The organism is Cognataquiflexum rubidum (genome assembly GCF_022538115.1).
Classification (GTDB): domain Bacteria; phylum Bacteroidota; class Bacteroidia; order Cytophagales; family Cyclobacteriaceae; genus Cognataquiflexum; species Cognataquiflexum rubidum.
Genome location: NZ_JAKZAL010000002.1, coordinates 228,520 through 246,492, shown reverse-complemented (window position 1 = coordinate 246,492; position 17,973 = coordinate 228,520). Strand labels below are relative to the sequence as shown.

Sequence of the window (17,973 nt, the reverse complement as noted above, 5' to 3'; positions counted from 1 at the left end):
TAAAATCTACACATTAAGTCCAAAATGAGGCAAAAAAAGCCTCCAAAATCAAAAAAGAATTTGGAGGCCGGTATTAGTGAGTCAATTGCTAAGTCTACTTTTTCAGGAACTTAAATACTTGTTGGTTACCGTTTGTATTGACCAAAAGGACATGGGTTCCCGGTTTCAACCTCAATTTTGAAATATCCAAAACCAAGGATCCATTTTCAGATTCGTACTCTTGATTTAACAAAAGGATTCCCTTCATATCGAAGATCCTGATCTCGATAGACTCGTTTTCCAATACCGAAAACTCAAGACTAATATGATCTATTACAGGATTTGGATACATCGTGGTAACATGTGGAATATCCCTTTGAATAGAATCTTTTTCTATCACCGAAGCATTTTCATTTGAGTCATCGGATTCGCCATTTTCTGTTTGGTTTCCATCGATCCTGAATGCAGAGCTGGTGATAGAGAAATTAACGGTTTTGGTTGTCCCCATAGTGCCTCTTCTTCCGGATTCAGAATATGCCGTTGCTGTCAGAGTGTAATTACCGGAAGGCAAAGTCCTTCCTTTATAATTGCCCCTAGTATCTCCGAACAAGGCGTAAGGTGCCACATTTTCAGTGATAGAGGCATTTACTGGACCTGATAGTGATATGTACACACTTCCTACCACAGATGGGGCGGTATTTGCCCTGACATTGAGTTTTAGTCCTTGGATCTGGGCTTGCTCGATTTGCAAACCCTCAGTCAGAGTAAACAGATCTCCATTAGTATCTGAATTGATAAGGGTCAGGCTCGTGATACTCAACGGCGGAGCACTTTCGATAACGGTCACCAAAGTCGTAGCAGAGAAATTACCATCTTGGGTGGTGGTGGTGATGGTAGCATCACCTTTTGCTATTGCCGTGACCAATCCATTAGCGTTTACAATTGCAACACTTTGGTCGGAAGAAGACCAAAGTACTGTTTTGTTGGTTGCACTTGTAGGTGAAACCGTAGCTGAAACTTGAAGTGTGCCCCCAACCATCAAAATGGAATTGGATGGCGTTACAGTTATTCCTGTCACAGAAACAGGGGTAGGTACTATTGAGAACTGTAATGACTGGGTCTCTCCTGCTGTACCTCTTCTTCCGGATTCAGAATATGCCGTTGCTGTCAGAGTGTAATTACCGGAAGGCAAAGTCCTTCCTTTATAATTGCCCCTAGTATCTCCGAACAAGGCGTAAGGTGCCACATTTTCAGTGATAGAGGCATTTACTGGACCTGATAGTGATATGTACACACTTCCTACCACAGATGGGGCGGTATTTGCCCTGACATTGAGTTTTATCCCTTGGACTTGGGTTTGATCGATCTGCAAACCGTCAGTCAGGGTAAATAGATCGCCATTGGTATCTGAATTGATAAGGGTCAGGCTCGTGATACTCAATGGTGGCGCACTTTGTGTTACTGTAACATTTTGAATTACTTCATCAGCTTGATTTCCCGAAGCATCAGAAGCTCTCCATGTAACAATAGTCAATCCGACCGGAAATGGCGCGCTGAGAAGTGCGCCATCACTCCTCGAGCCATTGGCCTGAATCAGATTGTCACAATTGTCCGTTACCACAGGAGCTACGATGGCGATAATCGCTGTCGATCCCCCCACGTCGACGGACTGGGTTATAGCGCTGACAGGAGTAATCACCGGTTTTTGGTTGTCGGTTACGGTTACAATTTGTGTAGCGGTCACCCTCATATTTCCTTCCAAATCAGTTGCAGTCCAGATAACCTGAGTCTCCCCGATTGGGAAGGCCAAAGGTGCATTGTTACTGAAAAGAACTTCACCACAATTATACGATGCACTAGCTTCTCCCAATTCTACATTACTTGCTTCACAGCTTCCGATATCCGTATTGATAATAAGATCTGAGGGTACAATGATCAGTATAGGATTCTCTTTGTCTTCAACTGTCACCACCTGCTTTAATTGAGTTGTGTTTCCGGCTTCATCCATTGCAGTCCATAGTACTTCCGTTTTTCCTAATGGGAAGATGGCAGGTGCATTATTGTTGACAGAAACTCCTCCACAATTATCCGTGGCATTTGCTTCTCCCAATTCTACATTGCTTGCTTCACAACTTCCAAGATCTGCTTGGACAGTGAGATCACTCGGAATAGTGAGGTCTGGGGCTTCAATATCAAGGACAGTCACAATTTGAGATGAAGTAGCCACGTTACCATAATTATCTTTGACAGTCCAAGAAACTATTGTCTTCCCGACAGGGAATACCTCAGGCGCATCATTTGTTACATCAGCTAGGTCCACTTCTCCGGTGATTTCCGGCGTACCCAAGTCCGCGATAACCGCTTCACAAGAACCCATCAATGAACTTAATGTTATGTCTATCGGAGCCAAGATGGTTGGCAAACCTGCTGCCCTCACAGTCACTTTTTGGAGAGCCGAATTGGTATTCCCGGCAGCATCTTCAGCAGTCCAAGTAACAGTAGTCTCACCCAATGGAAATATATTTGGAGCATTATTGCCTACAACAACCTCAGAGCAATTATCACTTGTTATTGCAATTCCTAGGACGACGTCCAAAGCTTCCGTTTCTCCAGCACTCAGGTTTATAAACACATTCTCCGGGGCTGTGATAATTGGCATTTCATTATCAAAAACAGTTATGTTCTGTATTATTTCTACCGAATTTCCTGCTGCATCTGTAGCTGTCCATTTAACCTGAGTTTCTCCTATTAGGAAAGTTTCCGGTGCATTGTTACTTAGAGAAACTAATCCGCAATTGTCCGTAGCAGTAGCTTCTCCCAAAACAACGTCAGTTGCTTCGCAGCTTCCAAGATCAGTTCCGATCATGAGGTCCATTGGAACAATCAAAATTGGCCCTTCCCGGTCTTCTACTGTTATATTGAAACTTTCTTCTGATACATTGCCATTGGCATCTCTTGCAGTATAGGTGACTGAAGTGGCACCAATTGGGAAGAGTGAACCGCTAACAGGTCCGGCGGTTTGTTCTATACTGTGCCCGAGGCAGTTATCTATTGATTCAGGTGCATTCCAGGCAACAATAGCACCACAGGCTTTGGGATCATTTGCGACAACCAAATTTGTAGGCATTCCAACTATTTCAGGAGATATATTATCCACTACAGTGACGATTATCTCTTTGGAGGATTCATTGCCTGAGAAATCTTTTACTGTAAATAATACAGCCTGATCTCCGGTTTCGGCGCAACCAAAATTTGTCTGACTCAAAGTCATTCCTGCAATTCCGCATTGATCAAAAGATCCATTATCTGCCAATTCGGGTGAAATTTCCGCAAAACCATTTTCATCAAGATAAACTGTGATGTTTTGGGCATGAACAATTGGTGGCACGATATCTTTAAATTCAGCCCAAATCCAGTTATCCAAATCATCAAATTCAACCGGATCTGAGTTCTTGATTTCCACATAAACGCTATACTCAGGATTGATCACCGTCCAATTGATGGATGTTGAAATCGCACTTTGCAAATCAATTGAAACATTAACAAAATCAATCGGTATGGTATCTGATTCGGTTATGTAATAGAAGTGAACTTCGGCGTTGGAAGCCAAATCTCCTTCATTTTCGATATCTACCTTTATTTCAACTTCTTCGCCTTCTTGCGGGCAAGAGGTACTTAGGCTGATTCCTGTAAAGAATAAGTTTGGTGCTTCTCCTACCACAATTGCCCTGCTCGCCTCATTATTACCATAGTTGACATCATCAGCCTCTTGTTCGACATCGATAAAGCCTCTTACCACTTTCACCCCGGCAGAAGCGCTACTGTAAGGAACTCCAACGGGGACGGTGGTCAATTGACCGGCATTCAAACCATTAACCGGAATATCTATTCCGAGTGGCTGATCATCTACCGTAACCCTAACTTTGAAAGGAAGTGCCGCTGCTGCTCCTATATTTTCAAAAGACACAAAAAGATTGACTTCCTCATCTAAATCAGGATTAAGATTGGTCGGTGAAATGTATTCGGACAAAATCCTTAGGTCAGGCTGAGGGCCACGAACCAGAATATCTCTCGAAACCGAGTTATTAGACTCGTTACACTCTTGATAATTATCTCCCCGATCTACCACCATCTGAAGATTGAAAGTCCCTACTTCCCTGAATGTATATGGAATTGAAACTCCCACTCCCGAGGTGTTGTAACTTGGCGGAAGGACCGCTATGACTTGCGAACCGATTTCCACCCCATCCAACAGGAAGGTAACTGTTACATCAGTGGCTGTAAACAAGCCGAGATTCCTGACTCTTCCGGTAAGACTTTGTGAGGTGTTGACAAAGAAGCCACCATTCCAAACAGATCCAGATTGGACAGCCAAAAAGTCCACACAGAGCGGCATTCCGGCTTTATTGTCAAATTCCGAACTCTCGTCAATCACATCCTCAGAATCCAATTCCACCAAAACCGAGTGATTACCATTGCTTCCTAATAAAGTTTCGATTTCAACCAGTTTTTCTCCGCCATTTAGTATTTGGTCAGAAACAAGGACTGGAATTACCCTTGTTTCTGTTCCTTCAGTCACAGTAAATCTGACTTCGAAAGGTTCAGAAACCGGAGCGCTGCCATTATTTCTGACCTTGGCTTTGATCAGGAAGTTTTGACCGATACCCGGAAGAACAGGACTTACCGACAAATCCGCGATCCCTATTGCAAGATTGGGTCTCAAAACAGGAGGCGGACTGTATCGAACCATGCTGGTGAATTCATTATTGTCTTCACGATACTCAGTGATACTACCGCTGCCAAGAGGTTCGTCTACTTTGATCTTGATCACATGATCCGCTTGAGTTTCAAATTCCAGAGTAATAGGATAGCTAACATGACTGCACTTTCCGAGGTCTTCGAAGGTTCTGGAATCTTTCAAAACATCATCTACATAGACATTGACCACAAATGAACCGGTAGTAGATACTCCTCCAATATTATCTACGCGAACGGTAAACTGGAATGGAGTTTCCATTCTTGAGCTTGTTGCTACAGAACTTTGAGATGGCGTGAGATCAGGCAAAGTTGGAAGTACAGTAAGTCTTCTACTCGCAGAGTTGTTGGTTTTGGTCTGTTCGACTACTTCATTATTGACATCAGCGCTGGCCGTGAACGTACAGTTGTTTGGATTGAAGCAGCTTCCAACCTGACTGAGGGTAGTAGAGAAATTAAAGCTTCTACTTTCCCCTGGTGCTAAGGCTGTTATCAGGACTTCTGCCAAAACTCCTTCACAGGAAGAATAGCGGAACATGAAATTATTCGCAGTCAAATCTCCGAAATTGGAAACCGTGGCAGTACCTGTTACTGTTTCTCCAGCTAGCACTTCAGTTTGATCCAAAACGATGGAAGCCACCAAATCTGGCCGCTCAGGATACGGTATTACTTCTACCTGGAAGGACGGTATTTCACCGGTTAAGGTATAATCTGTGACACTTCCGGTGAAGGTGTAAATTCCAGGTACTGATGGCATTTTCACTGATCGGCTGAAAGAACCATTGGAACCCGTGGTAGCTTGGAAGGAACCTTGTTCGTAAGACATCGAAACATTCGCTCCTGCCACATCCGGATCCACTCCTTCATCAATTCCGAAATAGGATGCTTTTCCGGAAATGGTCACAAAAGAATTCACATAGACAGTCGCTGAATTTGGACTTGCCGTGGCTTCAATACCACCTGGAAGGACATAATTACCGACAATGACAGGACGGATTGCAAAATTGTTGAGCTCATTGATTTCCTCCACGACATCCGTTTCATCGATTACCACTTTGATCGGATAGAAACCGGCTTCTCCAAAACTATATTGCCAGGAAAGATCGTTATGCGATCTTGGTGATAGATTATCGATAGTAGTGGTAAAAATCCGTACATCACCATCATAGGCAGAGACCACAAAGTTTTCGGCTGGGAAATCAGAAATATTTCTGACCCGGGCGAAAATGGTGATCGCTTCATCAGTGTTCGGATTTTCTTTAGTAAAGCTGATATTGTTTGCAAAAATGGCCAAGTCCAGATTACTTGTTTGGATTACAGGCTGATTGATAAATGGTGATTCGGTAATACATCCAAAGTTGTTGACAGCGACCACTCTTGCTTTCCAATCACTTGTTTCCTTCAAACCGCTGACTCGTACCTGATACAATTTGCCATCAGTCATATTCAAATCACTTGGATCTACCTCTTCCATTGCAAAGCTCAAATCGCCTGCATCCGTCAGTACCCCGTTACCGTTTGAATCCAGTTCAAGCCTAGGGAATCCAAGGTTTAGTTGCAAATTGTTAGAATCAACATAGGAGATAGTGAAGGTAAATTCGGTTTCACTTGTACCGAGATCAGGCGTAACCTGTAGTGTTGTAAAGCTACTTTCACAAACCACCGGTAGGCATTGGCCAGCATAACAGCTTGTACCCGGAGGACAATTAATAATTTCACAAGGATCAGTACAAACACCATTGTCACAGATCTTGCCATCCGGGCATACAACGTCCTCACAACCACCAACTGGGGTCATAAATATTTCCAACACCTCAAAATCTTCCGTCACCAATGGCGAATACTCCCATTCATACCCTTCAGCTATAAACAGTATTTGCTCTCCATAAGGCACGGTAACAATGAAGTACCCATTGTAATCTACCAAAGTCGGCAATCCATTGACTACTGCAGAGGCTGGTATTGGTGCTCCTGTATTGATATCTTTTACTGTACCTAAGATGGTCAAATCAGGGACTGGGAAACAGGTTCCATTAAAACAGAATTCACCTGGCTGACAGACTATTCCGGCACATGGATCAGGCACACAATCTCCATTTTTACAAGTAAATCCAGATTCACAAGTGATACCCTCACACTGATCCGGCCCGAGAAGCACATCATACCCTGGATTATCAGCAGACACATTTGGAGACTGGAGCGAAGCATAGCCATCCTTTTCAAAGAAAATGGCATTGCCCATAATCACCTCAATCGTATAAGAGCCAGCTTCATCTGTCTGAGTCTCGGCACCGGGAGTTTTCACAAACGCACCAGAGATCGGTAGATTGGTCAGTTCATCTCTGACTGTACCGGAGACAGTGTAAAAGATGGTTTGACATCTACCGTCAATACAGACCTGTCCTGGCTGACATTCATTGAGTAAGCACCAATTTTTGTGCAACTGCACGTTGTACTGACTTCTTGAGAATGCCACCGGGGGACTGGCGAACTCAGTATAATCCCATCTGGAAAATTCAAGCACATATCCGAATGGGATTTTGACAGAATAAAATCCATTTAGATCGGTGTAGGAAATCGGGTAAATTCCAACTCCCTTATTCACTTCTACTCCAGAAAGTGGCAAACCGGTCCTGGCATCTGTCACTTGTCCTGACACGGTATAGTAGGGATCATTAGCTACTATACAAAATCCTTCCAAGCATAAAGAACCGGGAAGACAGTTGGTATCAAAGCAAGGATCATCAGGTGCAATACACCGGCCTCCCTGACAGATGCTACCTTCAGGACAATCACTGAGCAGACAAAATTCATCATATGCCAGGCAGACTCGATTTCCCATACAAATGGTACCCGGAGGACAATCCAAATCTTGAGAACAGTTTGTTTTGCACTCTCCTGCTACACAACTGGTACCTAAGGCACAATAAACATCCTTACAAGGATCTTGGGGGTTAAACTGCAAAAAGACTTCTAATGGCGCCTGGCCAATACTTATCTCAGGACTGAGATAACTATCGTAGTCAGTTAAATCAAAACCTAATTTATCCCCTTCTAAGACGGTAAATTGGAAGTTGCCATTTTCATCTGATAATATTAGTTCTAAAGTAAAATAACTTCTCACTCTAACATTTGCCAATGGCAGATTTGAGTCAATATCCCTGACAACTCCAGTAACCAGAACTTCCTCAAATGGCATACATAGGCCATTTGAGCACTTAGTGCCCGGAGGACAATCTTGATCCAAGCTGCAATTGAGGTAACATTCACCCTGGAAGCAGGATCTCCCAATAGCGCAATAAGTTCCATCACAATTGCGAGTAAGCGTAACGTTAAAATCACTTGAACTTTGAACTATTGGCTGAGAAGTAAATGAATCAAAAAATTCTCTTTCAAATTTTATTTGTTCTCCATCAAGAACGGAGATCGTATAAAACCCATTTGAATCAGTATATACAACATTGTCTCCTGATCCCTCAGGTACCGAAGAAACTTTCACATATCTAAGAGGACTTTCAGTGGAACTAATAGTGACGATACCAGATACAGTGAATACCTCACTAAACTCAAAGCAATTTCCAAGGTAACAAACTTCGCCAGGCTGACACGTGACTCCCTCACAGAGGTCTATTTTCGGTTGAAGCAGCACATCCAAACCACTTGTCTGTCCTAGAATCGGATCAGAATTGAAATTCTCATAACCTATTTTGGAAAAGGTGATGATAGCTTCATACCCCACTGTAATAGTATAGTTACCATTTGCGTCTGTCAAGACCTCCTCAAGCCCGAGTGAGGTACCAGATGATGCCAGCACACCGGAAAGAGGCTCGTTGGTTTCGGAGTCGCGGACCGTACCTGAAACAGAGTAAAATTCGTCAAAACAGCCTCCTTGGACACATCCAAATCCTGGTGGGCAGGTGACGAACTCACATAAATCAAGGACAGGAAGCAGTAAAATGTCCAAATCTGCTCTAGATTCAAGAATCGGATCAGATGTGAAATCCACATAGCCTATTTTAGAAAAGGTAATGACATCTTCATAGCCTATGCCAATGGTATAGTGACCATTTTCGTCTGTCAAGACTCCCTCAGTAACTGATGATGCCAGCACACCGGAAAGAGGCTCGTTGGTTTCTGAATCGCGAACTGTGCCTGATACTGGATAAAAAAATTCAAAACAGCCTCCTTGATAACATCCAAATCCTGGTGGGCAGGTCAAATCTTTGCAGGCAATATCCACCATAAAAATCTGTAATCCTGTTTGGGAATCAATGATAACCTCGGACTGAACTGTTTCGTATCCGCCCTTTTCGAAAATCATTCGGTCTCCCGACATCACATCTACTTGGAATTCCCCTTGTCCATTTGTCGTCCCTAAAGAAGCCCCGGTTTGTTGCGATTTGATTGCAACGCCGGAAAGCTTATCACCAAGCCCTGAACCAACCACCGTGCCATTCACTTCAAATGAAGTCGGAAAGCATGTTCCTTGAAAACAAGCTTCACCTATAGCACAAGTGACTCCTTCACAGAGATCTATAGACGGCTGAAGCAGTACATCCAAATCACTTGTCTGTCCTGGAATCGGATCAGAAGTGAAATCCTCATAGCCTATTTTGGAAAAGGTGATAATAGCTTCATACCCCACTGTAATGGTATAGTGACCATTTTCGTCTGTCAAGACTCCCTCAGTAACTGATGATGCCAGCACACCGGAAAGAGGCTCGTTGGTTTCGAAGTCGCGGACCGTACCTGAAACAGAGTAAAATTCGTCAAAACAGCCTCCCTCATAACATCCAAATCCCGGTGGGCAGGTGACGCCATCACAGATATCAGGTACAGGAAGCAGTAAAATGTCCAAATCTGCTCTAGATTCAAGAATCGGATCAGATGTAAAATCCACATAGCCTATTTTGGAAAAGGTGATGATAGCTTCATACCCCACTGTAATGGTATAGTGACCATTTTCGTCTGTCAAGACTCCCTCAGTAACTGATGATGCCAGCACACCGGAAAGAGGCTCGTTGGTTTCGAAGTCGCGGACCGTACCTGAAACAGAGTAAAATTCGTCAAAACAGCCTCCCTCATAACATCCAAATCCCGGTGGGCAGGTGACGCCATCACAGATATCAGGTACAGGAAGCAGTAAAATGTCCAAATCTGCTCTAGATTCAAGAATCGGATCAGATGTAAAATCCACATAGCCTATTTTGGAAAAGGTGATGATAGCTTCATACCCCACTGTAATGGTATAGTGACCATTTTCGTCTGTCAAGACTCCCTCAGTAACTGATGATGCCAGCACACCGGAAAGAGGCTCGTTGGTTTCGGAGTCGCGGACCGTTCCTGAAACAGAGTAAAATTCGTCAAAACAGCCTCCTTGGACACATCCAAATCCTGGAGGGCAGGTGACACCAAAGCACGGATTTGGAATCACCTCTACAAAAACAGTCCGAACAACCGAACAGCCATTTGCATCCGTGATTTCCACAGAATACGCTGTAGATTCCATAGGCTGTACCGTGATCGAGGAATTAGTTTCTTCAGTATTCCATAGGTACTCAATTCCTCCAGTCACTTCCAGAAGAATGGATTCTCCTTGTGTAATAGTTGAATTTGGCGTGATGGTAGTGACCAACTCAGGATAGTTTTCTACCGATACAGTCAGAGCATCATTAGCGGAATCGATATCTCCCGCTAAAGCCAAGGAGACAGAAACCTGATAAACTTGTTTCGCTGAGAGATCAGCTTTTTGTGTGAACGTATAGGTCAATGTCCCATTTCCAGGGATCAGATTTTCTCCAGTCAACTCCTCTACGATTGGAGTCCCGCCATTGATTGAGTAGGCCAGGCTAAAGGCACTTACTGGGGTTGAGCTCTTGTTTGTCACCTCGACTGTGATTTCCTCCAGTTGGGTTAAATCACATCCTGAAAGCGGACTGATAATACTAGAAATCCCTAAATCTAGCGGCTCATTTGTCCTCTGTGAAGACGTATAGGCAGGTGCCAAGTATAGTGCACCTTGCTCAGAAAGACTGTATTCAAAAAATGCCAAATGGTAAGTAAGCCCTGGTTCTAGTCCTTCTAAAAGGAAGTTTTCTCCAGTATCATTATAGACAACAAAATTTCCAGATCCGATCTGATCGCCTTGACCAAAACTGGAATTCGCTAAATATTTTGCAAAATCTGAAGGACCTGCATTGACCGGAGCTCCTGCACGTGCAAGCACTAGTCGACGGGTTCCATTTCCTTTTGCAAAAGCAACATCGAATGAATCAAAATCAATATTGGAATAAGAAGCATTCGAAGACTGTACGGTAGGTCTTTCTCCAAAAGTCTCTAAGGCAAAAGCGTATCCAGGTCTTAGGTAGAGCTTTGCCGAACTTCCATTGTATTCAAAAAGGGCAAAGTTATAATTCGTGCCGGATTCGAGATTGGTAATATTAACATTAGTGCCACTTCCTTGATAAAGGAGATAATTTCCCGTTCCGATTTCTCGGGTTCCATACGTTGAACTTACCGTATAATTACTCAAATCTTCAGGCGACACATTGACTGGACCGTCTTTTCTCCCAATCAGAATACGATCCGATCCATTACCTTTGGTCCAGGAAACATTGATCGAAGAACTACTTCTGCTACTGATGAAAGCATTGCTGGATTGGACAGTAGGACTGCTCAAAGTACTTCCTGCAGCAGACAGGTATTGATCTGTCTGAAAAAAAATCTCCGATCCGGTTCCGTTGTATTCGAACACCGCAAAATGATAGGTGGTTTTAGGCTCCAAACCATAAAGCCACATCGCATTGGCTGTCCCGTTGCTCACCACATATTCACCGGGTAAAATCTGAGTTCCCGAGCCAAAAACTTCATTTCCCGTATAGCTCAATCCATCTGCCGGCAAAGCGGTTACCGGACTCCCCTTCTTTGCAATCACTACCCTGCGCGTACCATTTCCCCGAGTAAACTCATAGATAAACCGATCGCCGTCAATGCTTCTGGTGGAAAAATTAGTCGCGGGAAGGGTTGGTGCTGAGGCAGTCAGTTGGCTCCCCGTTGCTCCCGGACGAAGGTAAATCTTCCCATCTCCGCCGTTGTATTCAAAAATCGAAAAATGATAGGTCTTGTTTGGAGCCAAATTTGACAGATTCATGCTCGTCCCTGTCCCGTTGTATATCACATAATTCCCCGGACTGATCTGAGTTCCTCCTCCAAACGAACTGCTCGCTCCGTAATTGGTCAGGTCCACTGGCTCTGCATTCACAGAATCATCCACCCGGGCCACGATCATCCGGGATGTACCATCTCCTTTGGTCCAGTTTAGTGTCATCGAGTTTCCGGTAATATTGGTAAAAGTCAGATTGCTCGCCTGCACCGTCGGACCCGTAAGCGTGCTGCCCGTGCCAGTCAGATAAGGATCTCTGAGGTAAAAAGTCTGCGTTCCCGTCCCATTGTATTCGAAGACCGCAAAATGATAGGTACTCCCCGGCTCCAATCCGTAAATCCACATTGCATTGGCTGTCCCGTTGCTCACTACATATTCACCGGGTAAAATCTGAGTTCCCGAGCCAAAAACATCATTGCCCGTGTAGGTCTCCCCATCCACCGGAACAGCTGTCACCGCACTCCCCTTTTTTGCAATTACAATCCTTTGGGTACCATTGCCTCGGGTAAATTCATAGATAAACCGATTCCCGTCAATGCTTCTGGTGGAAAAATTAGTCGCGGGAAGGCTTGGTGCTGAGGCAGTCAATTGGCTCCCCGTTGCTCCCGGACGAAGGTAAATCTTCCCATCTCCGCCGTTGTATTCAAAAATCGAAAAATGATAGGTCTTGTTTGGAGCCAAATTTGACAGATTCATGCTCGTCCCTGTCCCGTTGTATATCACATAATTCCCCGGACTGATCTGAGTTCCTCCTCCAAACGAACTGCTCGCTCCGTAATTGGTCAGGTCCACTGGCTCGACGTTCACCGGAGCATCTACCCGGGCCACGATCATCCTCGACGTTCCGTTTCCTTTGGTCCAATTTAGCGTCATCGAGTTTCCGGTGATATTGGTAAAAGTTAGACTACTAGCCTGCACCGCCGGGCCCGTGAGTGTGGTCATAGAACCTTCTAAAAATTGATCAGTCAAATATTCAGTAGTGAAATTTGAACCGTTGTATTCGAATATTTTTAAATAGTACGTCGTCGAATGGTTAAATCCATAGAGCCAAGTAGCATCAGCAGTACCCTTGTAAACCACAAATTGCCCCGGACTGATTTCATTTCCCAGTCCGAAATTTCCGGCCAAATAATCTGCTCCATTGACAGGCACAGCCGTAACAGGACTCTCACTGGCAATTATGATCCGATTTTGTCCGTTGCCTCTGGTAAACCTTGCTATAAACCGGTCCCCATCCAAATTCGTAAAGGTAAGGTTAGAAGAGGGTACCGTAGGCGCTTGGGCAAAACTTGGTGATTGTATTAAAACCAGGTAAAAAACAAAGAGACAATACCACACTCTTTTTTTGAAAGATTCAAAAAAATTGAGATGGTCAAAAATTTTCCGAAAACAAGACTGATTTTCAGAATTTTCTAGGAAAAGGAAGAGAATTGAATTCCCTGAATTTCTTAAAAATCGCAAAGCAGAGGCGTAAAATTTTTCCATGGCACTTTTGATTTAATTTTTATCAAAGCAAAAATCAAAAACACCTGACATTGAAGATATCAGAGTTGTACCAAAGAGTATCACTCATGTAACATCCTTAAAAAAAAAGCTCAAAAGTTTATTTCAGGCTTTTGGCATCAAATATTTTTGGACTCATCCCAGTGAGTGTCTAACCACGGAACTGTTACGAAATCATCATTATCAATTTTGCCGCAGATGTACAAATCCCTTGTCACATTATCACACGAAATAATTAAAACTTGTGCTTCAAAAAGATTAAAGGGTTTGCAATTAGTATGATCCATTGATCAAGAAATATCCATTGGCAATTTTCAATGAAAAGAAGGGTTCTCAAAAGTTGTTTTAATATTCTTCAAACTTATCAGTCAGGATCAAAACCTCACCAAAATGACACAATAGGAAATTTTTTAAACATCTTGATGAGGTAACTAAAAAAAACCTGCCCTTTTGGGGCAGGAAAAAAATCGTGTTTAAGTTCTAAAAAAGTGTTTGGTCAAAAACTCCCTGTTTCAATCGATGTCGATTGGAATCAAAATCAATAACTTTTCATTTTCATCACAATCAATAATAATTGGGATCAGAAATAACTCCCAATCCAAAGCATTTTGGAGGGGTCTTTGAGGTTGCTGATGGTTACTTTGGAAGGAAAGGAAGCCCTGATGCTGGGGTCGGTCTCATGCACTTCATGAATGGTGTACTCTACCCAATTGAAGCCCTTTTTCAATTCGATATCAAAACTGTAATGGGATTCAACTTGTTGGTTTTCGTCAACATACACACTGCTGACACAGGTCATGTTGATTGCCACATCTTCCTCCACATACATCACCTCATAAAAAGATCCTTTGACGGCATTAATATAACCTGGGTCTTCCATCCAAGGTCTCAATCCTTCATCTGAAACGCAAAAATCACTTCACCCTCACCCATATAAGATCATTTGGTAAATTTTCTAGTTTTGTTACTTTGATGACCTCTGGAAAAACACCTCCGTTTTTTGATTCAAAAACCTCTTCGATTTCGTATTGGACAATGTTCCAGCCTGGCTCAAGTTCAAGTTCATATAGCGTGAACTTATCATAATTCTCCTCCCCTAATCCCGTATAATTTGTGCCCATGCAGGTCCCCATTGCCGAAGCTTTGTCCTCGGCAAAGTAAAATATCAAATAGTACCCTAAGCCAATATTCCCTTTTTGATCATGATGCAACCAATTTGCAATGAGGGAGTTGTTGACTGCGTAAATTCTTCCGTTCTCTGCTTTTTTCTTATTGTCGGTAAGCATTAAGTCCGGCAAACCGGAAACCAAGCAACCGGGATTTTCAAATTTGACATCAGGATACCTACAAGTAAAAGAATCTTCGACGGTGGGTAATTTTAAGGTAAATCCCCTAGGTGCTTTTTTCTGTGCTTTAGCAGCCATTTTCTTGATCTCGTCCAAATAAGTGGCTGATAAAGGAACCGTAATCATACCATTGTCATCAATTGAGCCCCAAGTGTGTTTATCCCCTGTTACGATATCATACGAAATAATCAGACCATTTCCTTCCGTATAATCAGAGATAATGCCGGATAAAGTCCCTTGGGCAACAGCCACATGATGTAAGTTTAAAATCGAAAGGGATACTAGCAAATATATAGTTTTCATCATCTTTTGGTTAATATATCCAGTCATCTCCTCAGGACTGAATTCATATTTCAGTACTGAAATCTAAACTTAAACAACACCTGATCGGAAGGATATCAAAATTGTATCAAAGAGTATTACTGAGGTAACTAAAAAAAACCTGCCCTTTTGGGGCAGGAAAAAATTGTGTTTAAGTTCTAAAAAAGTGTTTGGTCAAAAACTCCCTGTTTCAATCGACGTCGATTGGAATCAAAATCAATAACTTTTCATTTTCATCACGATCAATAACAATTGGGATCAGAAATAACTCCCAATCCAAAGCATTTTGGAGGGGTCTTTCAGGTTGCTGATGGTTACTTTGGAAGGAAAGGAAGCCCTGATGCTAGGGTCGGTCTCATGCACTTCATGAATGGTGTACTCCACCCAATTGAAGCCCTTTTTCAATTCGATATCAAAACTGTAATGGGATTCAACTTGTTGGTTTTCGTCAACATACACACTGCTGACACAGGTCATGTTGATTGCCACATCTTCCTCCACATACATCACCTCATAAAAAGATCCTTTGACGGCATTAATATAACCAGGGTCTTCCATCCAGTTCTTTATTTTTTCATCGGAGACCAAAAATGCAGTACCAGACCAATCTCCGTTTTTTGTCATCCTGACAAAATCCTGTCTGGCTGCCAATTTTTCTCCATTTTCTCCAAAATCTTTGGCGTCGTCACAATTGAAGTGAAAATTGAAATATAGAGGTCCTAAAGACATTGACTTGAATTCTTCAGGTATTTGGTCGATTTTAATATCGGCAAGGTCAGCGGTAAACTGGCCGTTTTTATCCACAGTGCCAATGGAAATTGGATAATCCATCCCAAATAGCATCAAAACCAGATCCATTTCGGATTTTTCATGATTTTTGACAGTACCTGTGATTTCTTGGGCATTTGCCCAAAAGAAAGCGCACATAAAACATAGTGTTGATAACGTTTTTATATTTTTCATTAGATTATTAGTAATACTTTAAAAGTTTTAATTGTCTAATTTATTTGATCCGCTTCTTTTTGAATATCAAAAATGTATCATAAAATACTACTGATGTAACAAAGCGGAAAAATCTGGAAAAGTTTGACTTGTTGAGTCGCTCCAAATTTTTGAACAGGGATACCTATTATACATCCGGTCCATCATGCTGATCAATCCTTCAAATCATCGTCTTCAGGCCTTACCTGAAAGACCAGTCTCTCTAGGTTCAGTCTCCTGTTGCCATTGAAATTGTATAGCTTGAGTGCCTTGACTTCTCCTTTCAAAAGACCTCCTTCACGCCATACCTTGACAGAAGTATTGGTATTTTCAAAAGTGTAGAATGATATATAATCAACCCTTTCTTCACCGTTCCAGTAACTCACAATCGCATGGTCCGGATAGTTGAGCAATTGATTGATGTAAGGAGTCCTGTACTCCTTATCCAAGGTCCAGGGCTTGGAATCTTTGGATTTGATAGTGATGGAAATCACATCAGAACTGCGGGGATGATCGTCCGGAGGATAAAAATTAATGGTAATCAAAGGATCCATTTGAACCCCTGTAATGGCAACATAGGCATCAAAATCATCTGTAAGGGGCGAATTGGCAGAGGATAAACCTACGTATTTACTTTCATCATAAACCATTTCTCCCTTCAGGTCTCCTGAAAAGACGGCCTCGAATTTCTCAGGGTCATTTATGGTTGGATTCGGTTCGTCCTTATCACAGGCTATAAAAACTGAGCATACTACAAATAAACTGAATATCTTTTTCATCTTTCTATTGGTTAGCATTGTCTGACATTTGCTTTTAAGTCCATTGGTTCGTAGGCCACGCATTCCATGATGCCGCCGGTGTTGTTCTTTCTTCGACCTTTTTCTTCAGGTCCTTTAAAAACTGTGCTTCCGACTCATTGCCCATCATCATAATGATGCATACCAAAAGCAATATTTTTTTCATGGGGAGCTTATTAAAAATGTTTCTCAAATCTCCTTAGGAATACAGAAAAAGGATGAAAGAGATGTATCAAAGAATGCTACGTGTGTAACATCATCCATAAAATCAAAAGAATTATGGCCTTTTATGCCCAGTCCCCAATCTTTTTCGTGTGTTAAAACCAAAAACAGCTTTTTCCAAAACAGAAAAAATACTTTACCGAATTTTAAAAATCTTCTATCTTCTATCTTCTATCTTCTACCGGCACAACCCAAAGAAAAGAACCTAATTTCCGAGATTATCGAGATCAAGGTTATCAGCAAAAAACCACAGATCCTCATGCCGGATATGGTCTCCTTTGATCAATACCAGAAACCTCTGACCGTATATAAATTCCAGACCTGAAAAGTCCTTACCGGGATTTTGTACTTCCCATACCCGCTGTCCATTTCTTTCGTGAATTTTGGAAAAATTATTATCCTCTTTTTCTTCAAAATCCTGTTCCAATTTTTGGAGACTGCCTGCCAAAATAACGGAAGCGACCGGTCCGGCACCATCTAAAATTTCCAACAAAATCTGTTTTGTAGAATCAGAACGGTGGCCGTAAGTAGCCGTAATGGCGCTCATATCTGCAGCATCTTTATATCCTATTACTGTCTTCAGGATATGGAATTCGCCGATACGGTCCGGTAGCCAATTTTTAAAAGCTTCCCGGCTTAAGGGGATCTGAAGGGACAATTCCTGCATCGGCAATTCAGCCTTCCCCGACTTCTCATTGCCTTTCTGCCGGGAGGAATCGCTTTTTTGACAAGAAAGGCCCGGAAATACCATCGCAAAAAGCAACAGAAGTACCTTGACATGACTTTTCGCCACATTCATTTTTCCATTCATCATTTTGGCTGGGATTAATAAAAATGATGGCAAATATAAACCAGCCAAATCCGAAGGGATGTCTCCATTGTATCAGAGAATAAGAAAATTGTAACA

General features: G+C 42.5%; 7 protein-coding genes. All 7 read right to left on the bottom strand.

Features of this window, described 5'->3' with window-relative positions:
* Nucleotides 1-94: 94 nt before the first annotated feature.
* Nucleotides 95-13,381 carry a CARDB domain-containing protein gene (locus MMU05_RS03350; RefSeq protein ID WP_241140252.1) on the bottom strand — a complete coding sequence of 4,429 codons (13,287 nt, stop codon included), beginning with the start codon at nucleotides 13,379-13,381 and terminating at the stop codon, nucleotides 95-97.
* Between the two features lie 598 nt (nucleotides 13,382-13,979).
* Nucleotides 13,980-14,279, bottom strand: coding sequence for a hypothetical protein (locus tag MMU05_RS03345; RefSeq protein WP_241140251.1), 300 nt, complete (start codon nucleotides 14,277-14,279; stop codon nucleotides 13,980-13,982).
* A gap of 34 nt (nucleotides 14,280-14,313) precedes the next feature.
* Nucleotides 14,314-15,051, bottom strand: a complete 738-nt coding sequence (locus MMU05_RS03340) for a hypothetical protein (RefSeq protein ID WP_241140250.1) — start codon at nucleotides 15,049-15,051, stop codon at nucleotides 14,314-14,316.
* A gap of 273 nt (nucleotides 15,052-15,324) precedes the next feature.
* Nucleotides 15,325-15,993, bottom strand: coding sequence for a hypothetical protein (locus MMU05_RS03335; RefSeq protein ID WP_241140249.1), 669 nt, complete (start codon nucleotides 15,991-15,993; stop codon nucleotides 15,325-15,327).
* Between the two features lie 227 nt (nucleotides 15,994-16,220).
* The gene (locus MMU05_RS03330; protein WP_241140248.1) at nucleotides 16,221-16,826 is read right to left on the bottom strand and encodes a hypothetical protein; all 606 of its coding nucleotides are present in this window, start codon (nucleotides 16,824-16,826) and stop codon (nucleotides 16,221-16,223) included.
* A 34-nt stretch (nucleotides 16,827-16,860) separates the two neighbouring features.
* Complete coding sequence (locus MMU05_RS03325; protein ID WP_241140247.1) at nucleotides 16,861-17,010, bottom strand: hypothetical protein; 150 nt, start codon at nucleotides 17,008-17,010, stop codon at nucleotides 16,861-16,863.
* A gap of 261 nt (nucleotides 17,011-17,271) precedes the next feature.
* On the bottom strand, nucleotides 17,272-17,880 hold the full coding sequence (locus MMU05_RS03320; RefSeq protein ID WP_241140246.1) for a hypothetical protein: 609 nt from the start codon (nucleotides 17,878-17,880) through the stop codon (nucleotides 17,272-17,274).
* Between the last annotated feature and the right edge of the window lie 93 nt (nucleotides 17,881-17,973).

Coding starts and splice junctions, on each gene's coding strand:
- MMU05_RS03350 (WP_241140252.1), bottom strand. CDS start 13,381: ATGGAAAAATTTTACGCCTCTGCTTTGCGATTTTTAAGAAATTCAGGG.
- MMU05_RS03345 (WP_241140251.1), bottom strand. CDS start 14,279: ATGGAAGACCCAGGTTATATTAATGCCGTCAAAGGATCTTTTTATGAG.
- MMU05_RS03340 (WP_241140250.1), bottom strand. CDS start 15,051: ATGATGAAAACTATATATTTGCTAGTATCCCTTTCGATTTTAAACTTA.
- MMU05_RS03335 (WP_241140249.1), bottom strand. CDS start 15,993: ATGTGCGCTTTCTTTTGGGCAAATGCCCAAGAAATCACAGGTACTGTC.
- MMU05_RS03330 (WP_241140248.1), bottom strand. CDS start 16,826: ATGAAAAAGATATTCAGTTTATTTGTAGTATGCTCAGTTTTTATAGCC.
- MMU05_RS03325 (WP_241140247.1), bottom strand. CDS start 17,010: ATGAAAAAAATATTGCTTTTGGTATGCATCATTATGATGATGGGCAAT.
- MMU05_RS03320 (WP_241140246.1), bottom strand. CDS start 17,880: ATGATGAATGGAAAAATGAATGTGGCGAAAAGTCATGTCAAGGTACTT.